Here is a 17,358-nt window from a genome sequence, read left to right as displayed (position 1 = left end):
GTTTTATTTATTCTATCGTTGTAATTTCATTTGAATTATAAGTATGGATACCCGATTCTTCTCGTAGCGCGGTTATATACATCCCTTTCGCCACATCTTTAGCTGAAATTGGTTTATATTTTTTGAAAGCTCCTTTAAAGATAAACGGAATAATACGAGATAACTTTTCAGCCATTCGTTCGCCGAAACGAAATTCTTGTCGATTTCCTACTAATAATGATGGTCTAAAAATGTGAATACCACCAATCACTAACTTTTGCAATTCTTCTTCCATTTTTCCTTTCACTTGTGAATAAAAGAAGAATGATTTAGGATTCGCTCCCATAGAAGACACGACAAGGAAATTTTGTACCCCTTGTTTTTCAGCTAAACACGCAGCTCGTAACGTATATTCATAATCTACTTTTTTAAAATTTGCTTTTGTTTTTGCTTTTTTTATTGTTGTTCCTAAGCAACTAAAAACATCATCCACAGCAAAGAACTCTTTATATTCCTCTAATACCGAAAAATCAACTTGTTTCTGCTGTAACTTCTCATGTTGCAATTGCATTGGCTCTCTTACAAAAATAGTAACCGAATCGTAGTAATCTGATCCAAGTAATAGACGCGTTATCTCTTGTCCAACTAAACCACTTGCACCAAGTATTAACGCTGTTCGCTTATTCATATATGCATATACCTCTTATTTTACTTTTCTCTCCTTTAGTAAAATACAACCTTTAGGAGTTTCCTGCTCTTATTTTACCACAAGTAAAACACTATGCGTACGCATAGTGCTTTACTCACTCTTTTTTCTCATCTCTCTCTTGTAATTTCGTTATTGTTGTAGCGTCCCCTAAATTACTTATTAATTTTCTTAAAAAAATTAATACGAAAGATAATGGCAATACTACCGCTAATATTAATAAAATAGCTTCCATTAAGTAACCCAAGCGCTCATCCCCCTCTTTACCTCCTTTTCAATATATGAAAACAGCGTTGTCACATATGCATGCATTTGCAAAAATAATACACCTATATTTGACAACTTTATAACAAAAACAAATCGGAATGATTATTATTTATTGCAACTTTATTAAAGATGTATTATACTAAGTTCGCAAACTAAAACGTAATTATTCCGTTTTGTATTAAAATGATATTTTTCTTCTATAATTGGGGAAAATATATCCGTAAAAAAGAAAAGAGGAGAACTTCATGCCTAAAAGATTGACTATATTTTCATTCTTACTTATTTTTACCTTAATTTTCGCTGGCTGCTCAAATAAAAAAGAAAGTAATGCCAAGAAAGATGGAAAGCTAACAGTTTATACAACGATTTTCCCACTTGCTGATTTCGCAAAGAAAATCGGTGGCGACTATGTAAATGTTGAAGCGATTTACCCACCTGGTGCAGATTCACATACATTTGAACCAAGTCAAAAACAAACAGTACAAGTTGCAAAAGCCGATTTATTTGTTTATAACGGCGCTGAATTAGAACCATTTGCTGAAAAAATGGAAAAAACATTACAAAAAGAAAATGTTAAAATTGTAAATGCATCTAAAGGTATTGAGCTTCGTGCTTCTACTGAAGAAGAGCATCATGATCATGGAGATGGCCATAAAGAAGATGAACATCATCACGATAAAGACCCGCATGTTTGGTTAGATCCTACTCTAGCAATGAAACAGGCAGAAAAAATTAAAAATGCACTTGTAGAATTACAACCTGAACATAAACAAGAATTCGAAAAAAACTTTGCAGCACTTCAAACTAAATTTACTGATTTAGACGATGGATTTAAGGCAGCTGTAGCGAACGCAAAAACGAAAGAAATTTTAGTTTCTCATGCTGCCTATGGTTACTGGGAACAACGATACGGCCTAAAACAAATTCCTATCGCTGGAATTTCAGCTTCTGATGAACCATCTCAAAAGCAGCTTGCTGACATTACAAAAACAGTAAAAGAACATAATCTAAAATATATTTTATTCGAAACATTCTCTACTCCAAAAGTAGCATCCGTAATTCAAAAAGAAACTGGTACAAAAGTTTTACGCTTAAATCACTTAGCTACTATTTCTGAAGATGATGCAAAAAATAATAAAGATTACTTTACTTTAATGGAAGAAAACGTAAATACATTGAAAGAAGCAACAAACTAATCCATTATATTTTCTAGGCAGCTGAATTTGTTATTCAGCTGCCTTTTTATGTATTTATCCTTGACTTGACCAAAATAACAAGTAAAATTATCCATATTAGCTTTAAAGCTATATTAATTTAGAAGGTGAGTTGGAATTATGAATCTTCACATTTGTGAAGTAACAGCAAAAAATTGGCGTTCAGTAGTTGCTTTAGACGTCGCAAAAGATCAGCAACAATTTATTGAAAGTAACGCGTTTTCTTTAGCAGAATCATTATATGAAGGAAACGGAACGTCAGTAGGTTTATATGATGGAGAAACACTTGTAGGATACGCAATGTATGGATGGTATTCAGTAAAACATAAAAGTGTATGGCTCGATCGCTTTATGATTGACCAACAATATCAAGGAAAAGGATACGCAAAACGTTTCCTTCGCTTACTCATTCAATTCTTACAAGAAAAATTTGAATGCAAAATAATTTACTTAAGTTTACATCCAGACAACAAACTTGCAATGGGACTGTATGAATCATTTGGTTTCCGCTTAAATGGGGATATTGATGATGAAGGTCCAGTTGTAGGTGTTGTAATGGAGTTACTAATAGACGAAAATACAAGCCTGTGAAAACAGGCTTTTTATTATACATTTATCAATTTTTAGTTTCTCTCCCTTATTGAATTCTGTTTTGCAATCTAATAGAATGCTCATAAAAAATAAGCCTGCAATTTACGCAGACTTATTTCACACACTCCTCGAAATGTTCTTGGAACCACTCTTTATTAATATCTCTTCCGATAAAAACTACTTCACTTACTCGCTCTTCGCCCTCTTGCCACTCTCTATCGTACGAAGCAGCAAATAACGTATGTACACCTTGGAAAACGATACGTTTATCTACTCCATCTATCGATAAAATTCCTTTGTAACGATATAAATATTCCCCTAGCTCTTGAACGACAGCTGACATCCACTCATTAAGCTTTTGTAAATCCAGCGGACGTTCTTCACGTAATACAAATGATTTCACACCTTCTAAGTGGTTATGTTCTTTATGAGGGTAAATTTGCAACGTATCTTTCGTTTTAAACGTTTGGATTTGTAATAAAGATGGTATATCTACCTCACAGTTAGTCGCCTCAATTAACTTTGCAGTCGGGTTAATTCCTTGAATTTCATGCAAGAGATTTTCTTTCTCATTCTCTTCAATTAAATCTAATTTATTTACTAAAACGACATCAGCAAACGCAATTTGCTCTTTTGCTTCTAATCCTTTTTCAAAATGTTTATGTATATGATAACTATCTACTACCGTTACAACACCGTTAATTTGGTAAGCAGATTGAATGACTGGATCTAAAAAGAATGTTTGAATAATTGGGCCTGGATTTGCAAGGCCAGTCGTTTCAATTACTAAACCATCAAAATCCATTTTCCCTTCTGCTTTTACGTCCAGTAACTGTTTTAAAGCAACGAGTAAATCTTCACGTACAGTACAGCATAAACAGCCATTTGTCATTTCCATAATTTCTTCTTCCACATTCATAATCAACTGATTATCAATGCCAATTTGCCCTATTTCATTTACAATCACCGCTAATTTCTTACCGTGATTTTCTGATAAAATACGATTTAATAATGTCGTTTTCCCAGATCCAAGAAAACCAGTTAATATTGTTACTGGAATCATTTCGTACATCTCCTTATAGCTATATGTTTCTACATTATAGCATATAGAGAAAATCGTTTTTGTAGCAAAACATATTTATTGTCTCTACACCTAATTAACTATATAATAACATGTAGTAAGAAAGCCTTTTCAAAACATTATTATTCATCAAGGGGGACTTATAATGGATCGAGTTCAAATGGCTGAAACGCTAGAATTTTCTCGTATTATTCAAGGATTTTGGCGTTTAGCAGAATGGAATATGACGAAACAAGAATTACTTTCTTTCATTGAAGATTGTATGGATATGGGAATTACTACTTTTGATCACGCTGATATTTACGGCGCATATACGTGTGAAGGGTTATTTGGCGAAGCTTTACAATTAAAGCCTTCCTTACGAGAAAACATGCAAATTATTACAAAGTGTGGAATCGCTCCCCCATCACCGAAATTTCCAGAGCGATATGTTGCTCACTACAATACTAGTGCAGAGCATATTATGCAAAGTGTAGAAGCATCACTTAAAAATTTACATACAGATTATATTGACGTATTACTTATTCATCGTCCCGATCCTTTTATGGATCCAAATGAAGTGGCAAAAGCATTTTCACAATTAAAACAAGAAGGGAAAGTTCGTCACTTCGGTGTATCTAACTTCTTACCTTCACAATTTAATATGTTAAGTTCGTACTTAGATTTCCCGCTTATTACGAACCAGATTGAAGTTTCTGCATTGCAGCTTGAGCATTTTGAAAAAGGGACAATTGATTTATGCCAAGAAAAACGAATCAATCCAATGATTTGGTCACCTCTTGCTGGTGGGGAGATTTTTACTGGTCAATCAGAACGCGCCGTACGTGTACGTGAAACTGTGCAAAAAGTTGCTACTGAGTTAGGTGTTTCTAGTATCGATACAGTTATGTATGCTTGGTTACTTGCTCATCCAGCTAATATGATGCCTATCGTTGGCTCTGGTAAATTAGATCGCGTAAAAACTGCCGCTCTTGCTACAAAAGTTAACTTAGACCGTCAACAATGGTTTACAATTTTCGAAAGCTCTAATGGACATCCTGTACCATAATGCATAAAAAGAAGAGCTGTTTTCTTACAGCTCTTCTTTTTCATATGTATTTCTAGTCATAGCAAATACACACATATCCCTTAATCCGTTTCCATCTACCGCAACGCTCGCACTTTCTAACGTACCTTCTAACTTAAAGCCTAATTTCTCAGGTATCGCTCTACTCTTCTTATTGAAAGAATCACAACGAATTTCTACACGGTTTGCTTTCAATTCAGAAAAAGCGTAATCCGTTATACCTTTTGCAGCCTCTACCATATAGCCTTTTCCACTAAACCTTGTATCAATCCAATATCCGATTTCAAATTGAGGTATATCCCAATTAATACGATGTAATCCGGCTGAAGCAATAAATTCACCTGTTTCTTTCGAAAATACTAGTAATCTTAAATCTTCACGTTGCAAAAATTGAATATGTGATTTTCTAATACTTTCTTCTACTTCTTGCTCTGTTTGCTCTTTTTGTGCAAACACCATCCAAGGTTTTAGTTCTTGTATTGAAGCCTGAATTGCATCATATACAACTTTACCATCTCCTGGTTTCGGCATTCGAATAAAAAGCCTGTCAGTATAAAATTCAGAAGGAAAATCGAATAATAACGGATTCACTGTAAACACTCCCTATATTTCTTTTATATATAATAATATCCATCTCAAGTTATATAGTAAAGAATTTTCTGAATTGAAAACCTTTTACTCATTCACTTCCACCGCTACACGAATTCCAGATTCAATCGCACCTTGAATCCATCCGTGATATAGCGTTGTATGATCTCCAGCGAAGAATATTCTCCCCTCTGGTTTGACAATCGCTGGTTGCAGCTCAGTTTCTTGACCTGCTTGAAAAAGTGCAAATCCTCCAAGCGCATACGGATCCAATGTCCAGCTTTTTGAAATTCCAGATATGAACTCATCATAGACTTGACCACCTAATATCGTTGCTAAATTGTGTAAGGTGTAATAAATACGATCGCCTTTTGATAAACCATCCCATAACAATGCATCGTAAGACCATGTATAGCTACCTAACATCATAGCAGGTCCTTTTTCTCCAATCCCATGACTTGGATAATAGGCATAACGGATTGGCAAATCTGTTATAATTCTGCCACCTAATTGCCCTTGTTCTTCCCAAAATCTGCTTTTAAATTGAATTCCTATTTTCGTCGCAGGCATGTAATGTAATTCACGAATTGCTTTCCATTTTTCATGAGATATAGAATCAAACGGATCTACTTCTACAAAACGCATTGTCGAAAACGGGATAGTAACAATAACTAAATCTCCTGTAATACTACTATATTCAAAAGTTTCCTCGTTCCGATAGAAAGCTGTCACACCATTATCGTGTTGATGTAACTTCATTAATTTTTGATTATATATAATATTTTCTTCTAATTGCGGTAAAAACGACTTTGGTAATCTATCATTCCCGCCCATAATTTCACAAAATCCGCTCTCCTCTTGCATAATGTATAAAAATCGTAAAGTCTCTACAAACGACCGCTCTAAAAAACCTTCTAAATCTAATAGAACACCGATCATCTCAATTGTTACTGGCGAAAAGTAAGTATTATACTGATAAGGATGATACTTTAAAAATTGTCCAGTAGAGTATCTTCCAAAATCCTTTACTACAACGTCCCAATTTTTTTCTGGGTTCTTTTTTATAAAATTTATAATGGGCTGTACCGCTAACAATAATAATTCCTCTGACGTTTTTCCAACTTCATTCATTTCCACAGGATATCTTAGAATACTTGGATCTTTTTCATATTGTTTTAACGTCGTTTTCCGTCCATTTACGTATATAACATCCGTCTCATTCCTATTAATAAAAGGTCTCACCTGTAGCCCAAATTTTCTTATATATGCCATCGTTAATGTATGCGTATACGGAATTCTCATTGCTCCAACATCTAAATATAATCCGGTATCTTCCATTCTAACCGTTTCTATACGGCCACCTACCCGGTTATTTGCTTCAAAAATTTTCACATCATGTCCTGCAGCCTTTAATAAAGATGCTGAAACTAACCCAGCCATACCAGCTCCCACTACAATAATCTGTTTTGGGCTTATCGTCTTCTTCAATCCTTTATCTATAACTTTTAACGCTTCATCCATTTCAGTGTTATACATTATATCTTTCTGCACAATTCCACCCCTTACTTCATCAAATGGACGTTAGTGGTTTAGTGCATTTTATTCATAAATCCCCATAAACATAACACCATTGCAATTTGAATATTCACTAAAAGTACATAAGAGACAGATCTCACTTTTCTTTATACTTCGTATAATATAGCAACTACAAAGAAGGAGTGGTTAAAAATGAAACATACTTATGACTACGATGCTACAAAAAAACATTTAGAATTAAAGAAACAAAACTTATGTAAAAAACTTAGCAATATGACACTATCTGAAAAAGAACGTGAACAACTAAAACGTGAAATTGACAACTATGAATATATTTTAAATCTAGTCGAAATGAATCATTATGAACGCGGATTTTCTCGTTAAAAGCGGAAATAAGATTATCCGCTTTTCATTTTGAGCATTTCACTACGCATTTTTCATAAGTAAATATATAATAGGATGTACATTAAGATTGAGAGGTATATTCTATGATCAAGTTAAGTGTATTAGACCAATCACCTATTTCAGATGGTAGCACAGCAGCCCAAGCTTTTTCACATACAGTTACGCTTGCACAAGAAGTTGAAAAACTCGGATTCACACGTTTTTGGGTATCCGAACATCATAATTCCGTAAGCTTAGCTGGTTCAAGTCCAGAAATACTTATTTCTCATATTGCCGCAAAAACGGACCGTATTAGAGTCGGTTCAGGTGGTGTTATGTTACCGCATTATAGCCCATATAAAGTTGCTGAGAATTTCCGTGTTCTAGAAGCACTGTATCCAAATCGTATCGATCTCGGTGTTGGTAGAGCCCCTGGTGGTATGCCAATAGCAACTCGCGCACTTCAAGAAGGGAAAATGGTCTCACTTGATCAATATCCAGAACAAATTGCAGACGTTGCAATGTACTTACATGATCAAGTACCAGAAAACCATCACTATGCAAACTTAAGAGCCACTCCAGTTATCCCAACATCTCCTGAAATGTGGATGCTCGGTTCTAGCGGAGAGAGCGCTAAAATTGCTGCAAACAACGGAGCTTCTTTCGCATTTGCACAATTTATTAACGGCTTCGGAGGCCCTGAAGTTATGAGGGCTTACCAAGAACAATATCAGCCTTCATTTTTAGGAGATAAGCCTAATTCAATCGTTGCCATCTTTGTTATATGCGGAGAAACAAATGAAGAAGCGGAAAAAATTGCTTCTAGTTTAGATTTATCAATCTTATTATTAGAGCAAGGAAAACGAACTACTGGTACACCTTCTATTGAAACTGCTCAAAATTATTCATACAGCGCTTATGATTTATTCCGTATAAAAGAAAATCGTCAACGTATGATTGTCGGTGATCCGTCTTCTGTAAAAGAAAAAATAATAAACTTAAGCAAAGCATACAATACTGACGAATTTATGATTGTCACGATTACTCATCAATTCGAACATAAATTAAAGTCTTATCGCTTACTAGCAAATGCTTTTAATTTATAATTCTAAAAAGAGATGCATCACATATGATGCATCTCTTTTTCTTACTACTTATTGTTTTCATTTCCTATATATTCAATAGCTTCTTTTAATAGCTCTTCAAAGTTAATAGGATAATTATGATCTAAGTCAGGCACAACTTTATACTTATGTTCTATATTCTTCTCTCTTAATAGTTGTACGAATTGCTGCGTGGATTCGAAACAGTCTTCATCTTGATCCCCGCATACTATATATCCTTTTATATGTTTATCCTTCAGCACTCTTAGCAACTCATCCCATTCTTCAATCTCAGGAAGCCAGGGTGCCATAAAAACAAAACCATCTACATCTATATCTTTTTGTAAAATCGTATATAAAGCTACTCTTGCCCCTGCAGAAAAACCACCAATTATTACATTTTCTACTGTATGATTTTCTATAAACTTATTGTAATGCTCTTTTAATTCCCCTTTCCCTCTCTCTAGATCACCCCAAACAAATCCATCTGAAAACTGAATTTGTGAAGACTGTGGTAAAGCTAACGTGTAATCTTGTGTCAAAACTGATTTCCAATATGACTCTACTATTTGAATATTTTCTTGGTCACCATGTAATGTAAGTAGTAGATTTCCCTCTTTCTTGCTGTATATATATTTCACGTCTGGTCTTTCCGTTTTATGTGCTAATGCTTCTCTTTCTTTACATAATTGAACCATTGTATGAAATTCTTCAAATTTATGTAGTGATTTTAAATCATCGTCCGAAATTAAATACTCATTTCCATACCAGAATCCCTTTTCTATAATGGCCTCTCTCATTAAATGTAATGCTTCTTTTTCAAGTCCCGATGCACTTGCGAGCGCATACTTAAAATTATATATTTGCGCCTCATTCCCTATTACACCTGTAGCATTTTCCATTATATAATTGTACGCTTCAAAACTTCCTTTATTTGCATAACAACGTAACGTTTCATTTAATAATTGAATGTAAGTCATACTATTTTTCATGTACCAATTCCCCCGAAACCTTTTATAATATTTTTTTGCGAATCTTTATACCACTTTGTATAACCTACTCTAACAATATCTTATTCTCAGAATGATGCTTAATAGTTACTCTTCCCTGTCCAATGCATTTAGTATAAATAAGAATAGACTGAAAAATCAATATTTTAACAGACAAAAAAAGACAACAATATATGTATTGTTGTTTTCATTACGTCTACCCGCTCTTTTGTTTTTTTCTATCTGGTTTACTTGAAACTAAATAATGTTTTTCTGAAATATATAAGTCTCTTTTTAAGCTACGATTTAAGTAAGGTCCTAGTTTCATTCCGCATATGAGGCGATCTTCGCTACCTTCAACAATTGGGAACATTTCTTTTTCTGTTACGTATTGATCTACTGCTTTTTGTACGACATCAATTTCTTTCACTAGGTTTAAATTTTCTTCTGTATGTTCAAATACCTCAAGCGTTTCCTTCGTTATAAGAAAAACATTTGTTGGAAATGCAGGTAAATACGGTTTTAACAGATCATAATTTACTGTATAATCATCATTTACTAATACTGTATAAACGATATTAGCATTCGTTTCTAAAAACTGAGCCATCGCTTGTTCTAACTCATCTTTCGTAATTTCCCGCTCTTCTTTTCCAGTTCTGAAAAAGCGAAACATCGCATCGCCTCCTTTTTACTATATTATAGCATAAAAGAAAACTGAAAAATCATAAAAAAACCCATTGAAATAATTTTTCAATGGGTTTCTATATATTTTTTATCGTTATTTTAAGAATGCACTTAGCATCCATACATGTTGTTCTAATGTTGTATGAATTGCTAACAGCATGTCAGCTGATGTTTCATCGCCAGCTTCACCCGCAACTTCCATACCTTCTTTTAATTCTTGAATAAGTGCAGAATAATCATTGACTAATGTTTGCACCATTTCTTCTGCAGATTCTTTGCTTGTCCCTTCACTGACACTAGATGTTGCGAGATATTCTTTCATTGTCGCTAATGGTTTACCTTCTAAAGCTAAAATACGTTCTGCTAACTCATCAATATACGTTCCAGCCTCATTATAAAACTCTTCAAATTTCTCATGTAATGTAAAGAAGTGTGGCCCTGTCACATACCAGTGATAATTATGTAATTTAACATATAACACATTCCAGTTTGCTACCTGCTTGTTTAATACTTCAACAACATTTGTTTTCGTACTCATACAATCCACTCCTCTTATCATTTTGTAATGTTTATCTTTTAATAACCTAATTACATTTTACCATACATTCCCTTTCCTTTCGAACAATCGGCTTATATGTAACAAAGTTTTAACACCTTTAATACTTCCCTAATATCATTTAATTCATGTATTTTTTCAAACACTTCATACGTCTAATTGTCCAAGCTCATACATATGCATAATAGTACATCAAGCTCATCATAGTAGAAAGAGGGATAACATGGACAATCAACAATGGCAAGTAGCAAAGAAAGTAGCTGCTACTTATATCGGAACTGTCGTTGGAGCTGGATTTGCTACTGGACGAGAAATTGTTGAATTTTTCACAGTGAATGGATTATACGGGACAATTGGCATATGTGTAAGTGGATTTTTTTTTATTTGGCTCGGCACAAAGATGATGTTACTTTCATCACAAATCGGGGCATTTTCAGCGCAAGAATTTAACAAATATTTATTTGGGGATGTATTTGGGAATGTTGTAAACACATTATTATTACTCGTTTTATTCGGCGTAACGAGCGTTATGTTATCAGGGGCTGGTGCAGTATTTGAAGAGCAACTTCGCTTACCAAGACAACTCGGTATTCTCATTACAGTTATCGCTTGTCTCATTATAAGTAGCCGCGGATTACAAGGTGTTTTTGAAGTAAATACACTTGTCGTACCTATTATGATGATTTTTATTATCGGACTTGCTATTACAACCTTTTTTCACGGTACACCTTCCATTAATAACACTATTCCTGCAGAGAGTTGGAATATGAAATGGATTACTAGCCCTATTACATATGTCGCCTTAAATCTTTCTCTCGCCCAAAGTGTTCTCGTCCCATTAGCCAGTGAAGTAAAGGATCGAAAAGCCATTTTTTGGGGTGGGATTTTAGGTGGTGCTGGACTTTCTTTAATTTTATTATGCAGCCATTTAGCAATCTTATCAGTCGATCAATTTTATCAATATAACATCCCAATGGCTGAAGTCATAAGAAGATTTAATGCAACTTTTCACTTCTTCTTCGTTCTCATTATTTTCGGTGAAGTTTTCACAACTTTAGTTGGTAATGTGTTCGGGATGACAAAACAGATGCAATCTATTACCGGGTGGAAAAATCACAATATTATTTTCTTCATTTTACTAATTAGTTATTGCTTTAGTTACATCGGTTACAGTGACTTACTTCACATTCTATATCCTATCATCGGATGGGTAAGTATTGTTATACTTCCAATCATTGCGTTTAAACAACTTCAAAAAACATAAAAAAGCATCCATGTTATTGGATGCTTTTTTATGTTCATTCACAATCATCACATACTTCCCAGTACGGTCCCATTTCTAATGCTAAATACGGCTTTAACTGCAACCGAATCATTCGACTAGGCATGCGTTCTAAAACAAATTGAATACCTTCTTCATCTTCGTCTAATTCAACTTTTGAAATCACAATTCTTTGTATAGTCGTAATCGGAATTCCATCTTTATATAAAGTGATTTTCACCTCATCGTATTCATTAAAATACAATTCGACACTCATTTGATTTTTCAGTATTTCATCACCAATTTTATATGTATCATTTTGTTCTTGGATTATATATTTCCATCCGCCTCTATCTTCTTTCGGAGCTGTTTGAAATAATGTCTCCAAATCCTCGTATAGCATAAGATAACCCCTCTCTTACTAAAAAACGATGAGTATTTTATATACCCTTTATCTCTATCACTATCCATAGCTATTGTACCATATATCACCGTTCTTACCGTATTCATTTGCTTCATAGATACTTATAAAATAACTAATTCTATCTTCATTATTATGTATATTACCTCATTACTCCATACACTCTTACAAGTTTAAATAACGTCAGACTTTAATCCATGCAAATATTGTCTACTCTCCGCTTTTATTAGCTCACAGCATTCATACTTTTACATATAGTAAGACTACCACAAATAAAAAAGGAGAGTGACTTATACCACTCCCCTTAAAAGAACTTCCCTATAGCTGCTAAAACTAATACGATTATTAAAATTGCAAATAATAATGAGACAATGAAACTAAAAATAGGTAACGCTTTCTTTTCATTCTTCTTAAATAGTAACTTTAAACTAAGAAAAATATTTACCGGTACAAGTATAAAATAAAAATATTTAACAATTTGTACCGAGCTATTCGAAAGTGTTTTTAATATAAACACTTCAATTAGAAAAACAATAAAAAATGAAATACTTAGCCAAAATGAGACGTAACTAAGCCAAGAATGTCTTTTTGTCCCCCAATACACTCCCATAATACTCTCCTTTTATTTGTATTCTATACGTTAATAATTATACACAAAGCTAACAAATACCTCTATTTTTCGACAAACATTATGCAAAATGCCATTTTAAACGTCATAAAGGAAGTCTACATCCCTATTTGATTTTACACAATAAAACAGACTACCCTCTAGTGGCATAATGCTACTAGGGGATAGTCTGTTCTCTATTAAACTTTAAATCTGTCAATTAGTCCTTGTAACTCTTCAGCCATTTGAGATAACGTACCCGCTGCGGATCCAATTTCCTCCATTGAAGCTAGCTGTTCTTCAGCTGAAGCCGCAACATTTTGTGTGCTTGTTGCATTATTTTGTGCTGTCATTGCAATTTGTCCTACCGAAATAGATACTTCATTTGCCCCTTTTGACATTCCATTAGCCGTTTCAACCATCGTCTTAATTTGATTAGCTATTTCATTTGTAGATTGTAAAATTTCAGCAAAGTTTTGCTTCGTTTCATTTGCGATAACAAGTCCAGATTGAACTTCCTCATTTACATGATTCATAGATTTGACTGTCTTACCCATATCATCTTGTATTTCACATATTAATTTACTAATTTCACTAGAAGATACGCTAGACTGCTCTGCCAATTTACGCACTTCATCTGCAACAATTGCGAAACCTCTTCCATGCTCACCGGCTCTTGCGGCTTCAATCGCCGCATTTAGAGCTAGAAGGTTTGTTTGATCTGCAATATTTTGAATTACTTCTAAAATATCACCAATTTGTTTTGATTTATTATTTAGTAATTGTATAACTGCATCTGATTGTGACACAGATTCTGCAATAGACTGCATCTGGTTTACTGTTCTTCCTACTAGTTTCCCACCATCTTCTGCTTTTTCACGAGTATGTGCAGAAGCCGTATTAATAGATGATGAACTATTTGCTACATGCTGAATACCTTCCGTTACATCAAACAGTAACATAGCGCCATTTTCTACGCTTGTTGTTTGCGTCGTTGCCCCACTTGATATTTCATCCATTGCGATTGTGATTTGCTCAGTCGCTTCACTTGCTTGCCTTACACTTGCAGTTAGCTCTTCTGATGCCGCTGCAACATGCCCAGCTGAATCGTTAATTCTTCCGATTAACGTCCGTAACGAATTCGTCATCTCATTAAAGCCTTTAGCAAGTTGGCCGATTTCATCATTAGAATGAATTTCAATTGTTTGCGTTAAATCCCCTTCACTTATTTCTTTAGAGGTAACAACTAATCTCTTTAAAGGCTTCGTAATTGAAAGTGTTACAAAATAAATAAGTGCTCCACCTATTACTAATGAGATAAGCATAACAATTAACATATTATAAAATACAGGTTGAGCAGCTTCAATTACTTCACTTGAGTACATAGTTCCACCAATTTTCCAACCTGTTTTTACATTTGTAGCAAATACCATATTCTTTTCACTACCGCCATAAGAATATGAAAAAGCACCGTGATTATCTTCATAAATTTTCTTTGCCCAAGAATCAGCCGCTTTTTCTCCTGATTTTTCTTGTGGATGAGCAATTATTTTTTGCTTTCCATCTAAAATGAAGGCATATCCTTTTTTACCAATATTAATTAACTTTGATGTTTTTAATAAATTATCTAAACTTAAATCTAGCGCAACAACCCCATTTTTATCTTCTGTTTGTTTTGCGATTGTTACGACAATATGTCCATTTCCTTTTGCCTTATATGGCTCAGTAACAACAATACCACCTTGTTTTGCAACTGCATCTTTATACCAAGAACGCTCTGTTGGATCATAGTCTGCTGCCATTTGTATATTTGGTTCTTGTACAAATTTTTTATCATTTCCGGCAACATATACTTGTTCAACATCTTTATTTAAATTTATATATTGAGATAACATTTTTCTTAATTCATCCTGATTATCTCCTTGATACATATTCCCCTGAATCACCCGTGCAAAATTATTCACATCATTAAATTTTGCATCAATCATTTGATTGATTAAATTATCCAGTATTTTTATATTGTCGTTGGCACTACTCTTAATTTGCGATTCAAAATTCTTTTTGGCTGTTTGATAAGACATGCCTCCAATAATAGACACAGCCGCAATTAAAATTACAAAGAATGAAATTAATAGCTTTTTTGCTACTTTCATATCACGAAACAAATTTAATAGTTTACCCATTATGAACCTCCTAATTTTCAAATTTAAAAGTTAATTTGAGTTAATTATGAATATTTCCCATTCCCTAATTATTATTTTCATAACCTATTATGGTGAATACTTTGTAAAGTTTAAACAATTAATTTCCCTTTGTCTATATATACGAATAATATTATTATAAAATTTACAAATAGAAAAAACCAAAGGGGCCCTTTGGTTTTTACATTTTTTTATGTTGTTTAGAAATTTTCTTCCATTTATCACGCTCTGCTCTGGCAAGGATTGCATCTTGTTTCCTCATAAAATACGCCAGTTCTCTTTGTAATTTTTTATAGCTTTTCAAACGATCTATCGTAATAAGTCCGTTTTCAATTGCACTATACACCGCGCATCCTGGTTCATTCTCATGCTTACAATCCCGGAAACGACATGTTGTCGCAAGTTCTTCAATATCAGAGAATGCTGTTTGAATCGCTTCGCTGCCTTCCCAAAGTTGCAATTCCCTCATGCCAGGCGTATCAATCACGAGAGCTCCACTAGGCAATTGGAATAATTCTCGATGCGTTGTCGTATGCCTCCCCCTACTATCCTCTTCACGTATATCTCCCGTTTTTGCTACATCAATTCCTATTAAAGCATTTAACAAAGTTGACTTTCCTACCCCTGATGATCCAACTAAAGCAATTGTTTTCCCTGAAGAAACGAATTGTTTCAACGAATCAATACCTGTATGCTCTAAACTATCAACAACGAAAATAGGAACACCAATTGCTATAGCTTCCGTTTCTATAATTTTCTCTTCCACATCATTACATATACTACTCTTTGTTAAAACAATAACTGGCATAGCGCCGCTTTCATACGCTAATAATAAATAACGTTCCATCCTTCTAACATTAAAATCATGATTAAGTGCATTCACTAAAAATAAATAATCTACATTTGCTGCTATAATCTGTTCTTCTGTTCTTGTTCCAGCCTCTTGTCTTGAGAAAGAGCTTCTTCGCTGGAAAATACGATGAATAATCGCTTTCTTTTCATCTTCTATTTTCTTTATATACACCCAATCACCAACTGCTGGATAATCGCTTTTCGTAATCACTTCATGCCGAAACTTCCCAGACAGTTCTGCCATATATTCACCATCATTACAAATAATGCGATATATATGCTTATGCTCAAGTAAAATACGACCTACTTCATAATTTTTCTCTGTAACTTGTTCTTCAAAAAATGAATCCCAGCCGAAAGATTCTAAAATATTTTGATTCAAATAAATATCCTCCCTAGTTTGTACTAAGTGGAAGGATTGCGAATTACCTTATATAATATCGCCCTTTCCATCCACCTTTGTATTTGGTTGATTATTCATATAAGTTATTTTCGCCATAATACATCACCCCGTTCTTATTTTAATTATTCTCATTATATGGAATTCTCCTATAAAAAGCTACATCACTTTACGTAATTTTCAAATAACTTGTTTTTGAGCATTCTAATTTGTCCTCGATGACTAATTTCATCTTCTAGCACATGAAACCATAGATAGTGCTGGTTATATGCTACACCGTTAGGCCACTTTCTTTCTGACATGAGCCACTCATCACCTTGTTCACTTAAATACTTCAGAGATTCTTCTCGAACACTTTGTAGAAGTTGTACATAATACTGTATTTCATGACCACGGATTGCTCTACCCGCTTCCCCTAAATACAGTGCATCTTCCCATATTTCTAATTCTTCTTTTGTAAAGTCACGATCTTGAAATGAAATAAGCTGATGAACTTTTTCAATAGCTGCTATATGCTTTAATAAGGCGCCAATTGAATTTCCCCTGCTTTGCATAATTAAATCTAATTTCTCAACTGATAAATTTTTTACTTCGCCTAATGTTACAGCTCTCGTATGCTCAAGCAGGCTTACTAATTCCCCTATTTTTTTTGTATAACCATCTACGCTTCTTATTCGATAATCTATATTCATATCACGCACCCCTTTCTGCATTCATATTATTGTAAAAATGATTCATATAATAGACTGAAATATATCTAAATTTTCTGTTACAATTAATTTGAATACAAAATATACCCAAACAAACTTTCTCAATATGCTTATATGAAATATTAAAAGGAATCAATATAAAATAATCGAATCTTATTCACT

Annotated in this window: 19 protein-coding genes; 6 read left to right on the top strand and 13 right to left on the bottom strand. The window is 33.8% G+C overall.

From position 1 onward, the window contains the following. Positions 1–7: 7 nt before the first annotated feature. Both CGQ22_RS16540 and CGQ22_RS32005 read right to left on the bottom strand, forming a co-directional pair. Complete coding sequence (locus CGQ22_RS16540; RefSeq protein ID WP_001042740.1) at positions 8–667, bottom strand: oxidoreductase; 660 nt, start codon at positions 665–667, stop codon at positions 8–10. Positions 668–782: 115 nt separating this feature from the next. Next, on the bottom strand, positions 783–932 hold the full coding sequence (locus CGQ22_RS32005; RefSeq protein ID WP_000540931.1) for a hypothetical protein: 150 nt from the start codon (positions 930–932) through the stop codon (positions 783–785). Between the two features lie 265 nt (positions 933–1,197). Here CGQ22_RS32005 and CGQ22_RS16530 point away from each other — a divergent pair, with 265 nt between their 5' ends. Both CGQ22_RS16530 and CGQ22_RS16525 read left to right on the top strand, forming a co-directional pair. Continuing rightward, positions 1,198–2,148, top strand: a complete 951-nt coding sequence (locus tag CGQ22_RS16530; protein ID WP_001126151.1) for a metal ABC transporter substrate-binding protein — start codon at positions 1,198–1,200, stop codon at positions 2,146–2,148. A gap of 138 nt (positions 2,149–2,286) precedes the next feature. Continuing rightward, on the top strand, positions 2,287–2,757 hold the full coding sequence (locus CGQ22_RS16525; protein WP_001048677.1) for a GNAT family N-acetyltransferase: 471 nt from the start codon (positions 2,287–2,289) through the stop codon (positions 2,755–2,757). Between the two features lie 112 nt (positions 2,758–2,869). Here CGQ22_RS16525 and CGQ22_RS16520 read toward each other — a convergent pair whose 3' ends face one another. After that, on the bottom strand, positions 2,870–3,820 hold the full coding sequence (locus CGQ22_RS16520) for a CobW family GTP-binding protein (protein ID WP_000613422.1): 951 nt from the start codon (positions 3,818–3,820) through the stop codon (positions 2,870–2,872). A 163-nt stretch (positions 3,821–3,983) separates the two neighbouring features. On the opposite strand from CGQ22_RS16520, the gene CGQ22_RS16515 reads away from it, so the two are divergent. Next, a complete protein-coding gene (locus tag CGQ22_RS16515; protein ID WP_000376358.1) occupies positions 3,984–4,886 on the top strand; it encodes an aldo/keto reductase in 903 nt (300 codons plus the stop codon). A gap of 24 nt (positions 4,887–4,910) precedes the next feature. On the opposite strand, the gene CGQ22_RS16510 is transcribed toward CGQ22_RS16515, so the two are convergent. After that, positions 4,911–5,495 (bottom strand): GNAT family N-acetyltransferase, encoded by a 585-nt coding sequence (locus CGQ22_RS16510; RefSeq protein WP_001068749.1) that lies wholly within the window; start codon positions 5,493–5,495, stop codon positions 4,911–4,913. An 84-nt stretch (positions 5,496–5,579) separates the two neighbouring features. Continuing rightward, entirely contained in the window at positions 5,580–7,043 is a 1,464-nt protein-coding gene (locus CGQ22_RS16505) for a flavin monoamine oxidase family protein (RefSeq protein WP_001168124.1), read from the bottom strand. A gap of 177 nt (positions 7,044–7,220) precedes the next feature. Here CGQ22_RS16505 and CGQ22_RS16500 point away from each other — a divergent pair, with 177 nt between their 5' ends. Together CGQ22_RS16500 and CGQ22_RS16495 are read left to right on the top strand one after the other, a co-directional pair. Beyond that, complete coding sequence (locus CGQ22_RS16500) at positions 7,221–7,412, top strand: DUF3896 family protein (RefSeq protein WP_000683359.1); 192 nt, start codon at positions 7,221–7,223, stop codon at positions 7,410–7,412. A 104-nt stretch (positions 7,413–7,516) separates the two neighbouring features. Next, positions 7,517–8,518 (top strand): LLM class flavin-dependent oxidoreductase, encoded by a 1,002-nt coding sequence (locus tag CGQ22_RS16495; RefSeq protein WP_000594046.1) that lies wholly within the window; start codon positions 7,517–7,519, stop codon positions 8,516–8,518. A 44-nt stretch (positions 8,519–8,562) separates the two neighbouring features. Here the strand turns inward: CGQ22_RS16495 and CGQ22_RS16490 are convergent, their stop codons facing one another. The 3 genes from CGQ22_RS16490 to CGQ22_RS16480 all read right to left on the bottom strand — a co-directional run bounded on the left by CGQ22_RS16490 (position 8,563) and on the right by CGQ22_RS16480 (position 10,726). Continuing rightward, positions 8,563–9,507 (bottom strand): alpha/beta hydrolase, encoded by a 945-nt coding sequence (locus CGQ22_RS16490; protein WP_000798310.1) that lies wholly within the window; start codon positions 9,505–9,507, stop codon positions 8,563–8,565. Positions 9,508–9,721: 214 nt separating this feature from the next. Further along, positions 9,722–10,177 carry a DUF3939 domain-containing protein gene (locus tag CGQ22_RS16485; RefSeq protein ID WP_000488208.1) on the bottom strand — a complete coding sequence of 152 codons (456 nt, stop codon included), beginning with the start codon at positions 10,175–10,177 and terminating at the stop codon, positions 9,722–9,724. A 105-nt stretch (positions 10,178–10,282) separates the two neighbouring features. After that, positions 10,283–10,726 (bottom strand): Dps family protein, encoded by a 444-nt coding sequence (locus CGQ22_RS16480; protein WP_000105199.1) that lies wholly within the window; start codon positions 10,724–10,726, stop codon positions 10,283–10,285. A gap of 241 nt (positions 10,727–10,967) precedes the next feature. On the opposite strand from CGQ22_RS16480, the gene CGQ22_RS16475 reads away from it, so the two are divergent. After that, positions 10,968–12,008: a YkvI family membrane protein gene (locus CGQ22_RS16475; protein ID WP_000370207.1), complete on the top strand. Its 1,041-nt coding sequence runs from the start codon at positions 10,968–10,970 to the stop codon at positions 12,006–12,008. Between the two features lie 34 nt (positions 12,009–12,042). Here the strand turns inward: CGQ22_RS16475 and CGQ22_RS16470 are convergent, their stop codons facing one another. From CGQ22_RS16470 to CGQ22_RS16445, 5 genes are all read right to left on the bottom strand, one after another. Further along, positions 12,043–12,408, bottom strand: a complete 366-nt coding sequence (locus CGQ22_RS16470) for a DUF3979 family protein (protein WP_000965062.1) — start codon at positions 12,406–12,408, stop codon at positions 12,043–12,045. A gap of 322 nt (positions 12,409–12,730) precedes the next feature. Then, positions 12,731–13,036, bottom strand: coding sequence for a hypothetical protein (locus tag CGQ22_RS16465; protein WP_000539571.1), 306 nt, complete (start codon positions 13,034–13,036; stop codon positions 12,731–12,733). A gap of 197 nt (positions 13,037–13,233) precedes the next feature. Next, a complete protein-coding gene (locus tag CGQ22_RS16455) occupies positions 13,234–15,216 on the bottom strand; it encodes a HAMP domain-containing methyl-accepting chemotaxis protein (protein WP_000517286.1) in 1,983 nt (660 codons plus the stop codon). Positions 15,217–15,415: 199 nt separating this feature from the next. Further along, on the bottom strand, positions 15,416–16,468 hold the full coding sequence (gene rsgA, locus CGQ22_RS16450) for a ribosome small subunit-dependent GTPase A (protein WP_089148991.1): 1,053 nt from the start codon (positions 16,466–16,468) through the stop codon (positions 15,416–15,418). Between the two features lie 182 nt (positions 16,469–16,650). Beyond that, positions 16,651–17,178 (bottom strand): DinB family protein, encoded by a 528-nt coding sequence (locus CGQ22_RS16445; protein ID WP_046945365.1) that lies wholly within the window; start codon positions 17,176–17,178, stop codon positions 16,651–16,653. Between the last annotated feature and the right edge of the window lie 180 nt (positions 17,179–17,358).

Source organism: Bacillus sp. M13(2017), from assembly GCF_002218325.1.
GTDB lineage: Bacteria > Bacillota > Bacilli > Bacillales > Bacillaceae_G > Bacillus_A > Bacillus_A thuringiensis_K.
The sequence above is the reverse complement of the archived record's forward strand: the minus strand, read 5'-3'. Positions and strand labels throughout refer to the sequence as shown.

Coding starts and splice junctions, on each gene's coding strand:
- CGQ22_RS16470 (WP_000965062.1), bottom strand. CDS start 12,408: ATGCTATACGAGGATTTGGAGACATTATTTCAAACAGCTCCGAAAGAA.
- CGQ22_RS16475 (WP_000370207.1), top strand. CDS start 10,968: ATGGACAATCAACAATGGCAAGTAGCAAAGAAAGTAGCTGCTACTTAT.
- CGQ22_RS16455 (WP_000517286.1), bottom strand. CDS start 15,216: ATGGGTAAACTATTAAATTTGTTTCGTGATATGAAAGTAGCAAAAAAG.
- CGQ22_RS16515 (WP_000376358.1), top strand. CDS start 3,984: ATGGATCGAGTTCAAATGGCTGAAACGCTAGAATTTTCTCGTATTATT.
- CGQ22_RS16465 (WP_000539571.1), bottom strand. CDS start 13,036: ATGGGAGTGTATTGGGGGACAAAAAGACATTCTTGGCTTAGTTACGTC.
- CGQ22_RS16540 (WP_001042740.1), bottom strand. CDS start 667: ATGAATAAGCGAACAGCGTTAATACTTGGTGCAAGTGGTTTAGTTGGA.
- CGQ22_RS16530 (WP_001126151.1), top strand. CDS start 1,198: ATGCCTAAAAGATTGACTATATTTTCATTCTTACTTATTTTTACCTTA.
- CGQ22_RS16495 (WP_000594046.1), top strand. CDS start 7,517: ATGATCAAGTTAAGTGTATTAGACCAATCACCTATTTCAGATGGTAGC.
- CGQ22_RS16520 (WP_000613422.1), bottom strand. CDS start 3,820: ATGATTCCAGTAACAATATTAACTGGTTTTCTTGGATCTGGGAAAACG.
- CGQ22_RS16445 (WP_046945365.1), bottom strand. CDS start 17,178: ATGAATATAGATTATCGAATAAGAAGCGTAGATGGTTATACAAAAAAA.
- CGQ22_RS16500 (WP_000683359.1), top strand. CDS start 7,221: ATGAAACATACTTATGACTACGATGCTACAAAAAAACATTTAGAATTA.
- CGQ22_RS16480 (WP_000105199.1), bottom strand. CDS start 10,726: ATGAGTACGAAAACAAATGTTGTTGAAGTATTAAACAAGCAGGTAGCA.
- CGQ22_RS16525 (WP_001048677.1), top strand. CDS start 2,287: ATGAATCTTCACATTTGTGAAGTAACAGCAAAAAATTGGCGTTCAGTA.
- CGQ22_RS16490 (WP_000798310.1), bottom strand. CDS start 9,507: ATGAAAAATAGTATGACTTACATTCAATTATTAAATGAAACGTTACGT.
- CGQ22_RS16485 (WP_000488208.1), bottom strand. CDS start 10,177: ATGTTTCGCTTTTTCAGAACTGGAAAAGAAGAGCGGGAAATTACGAAA.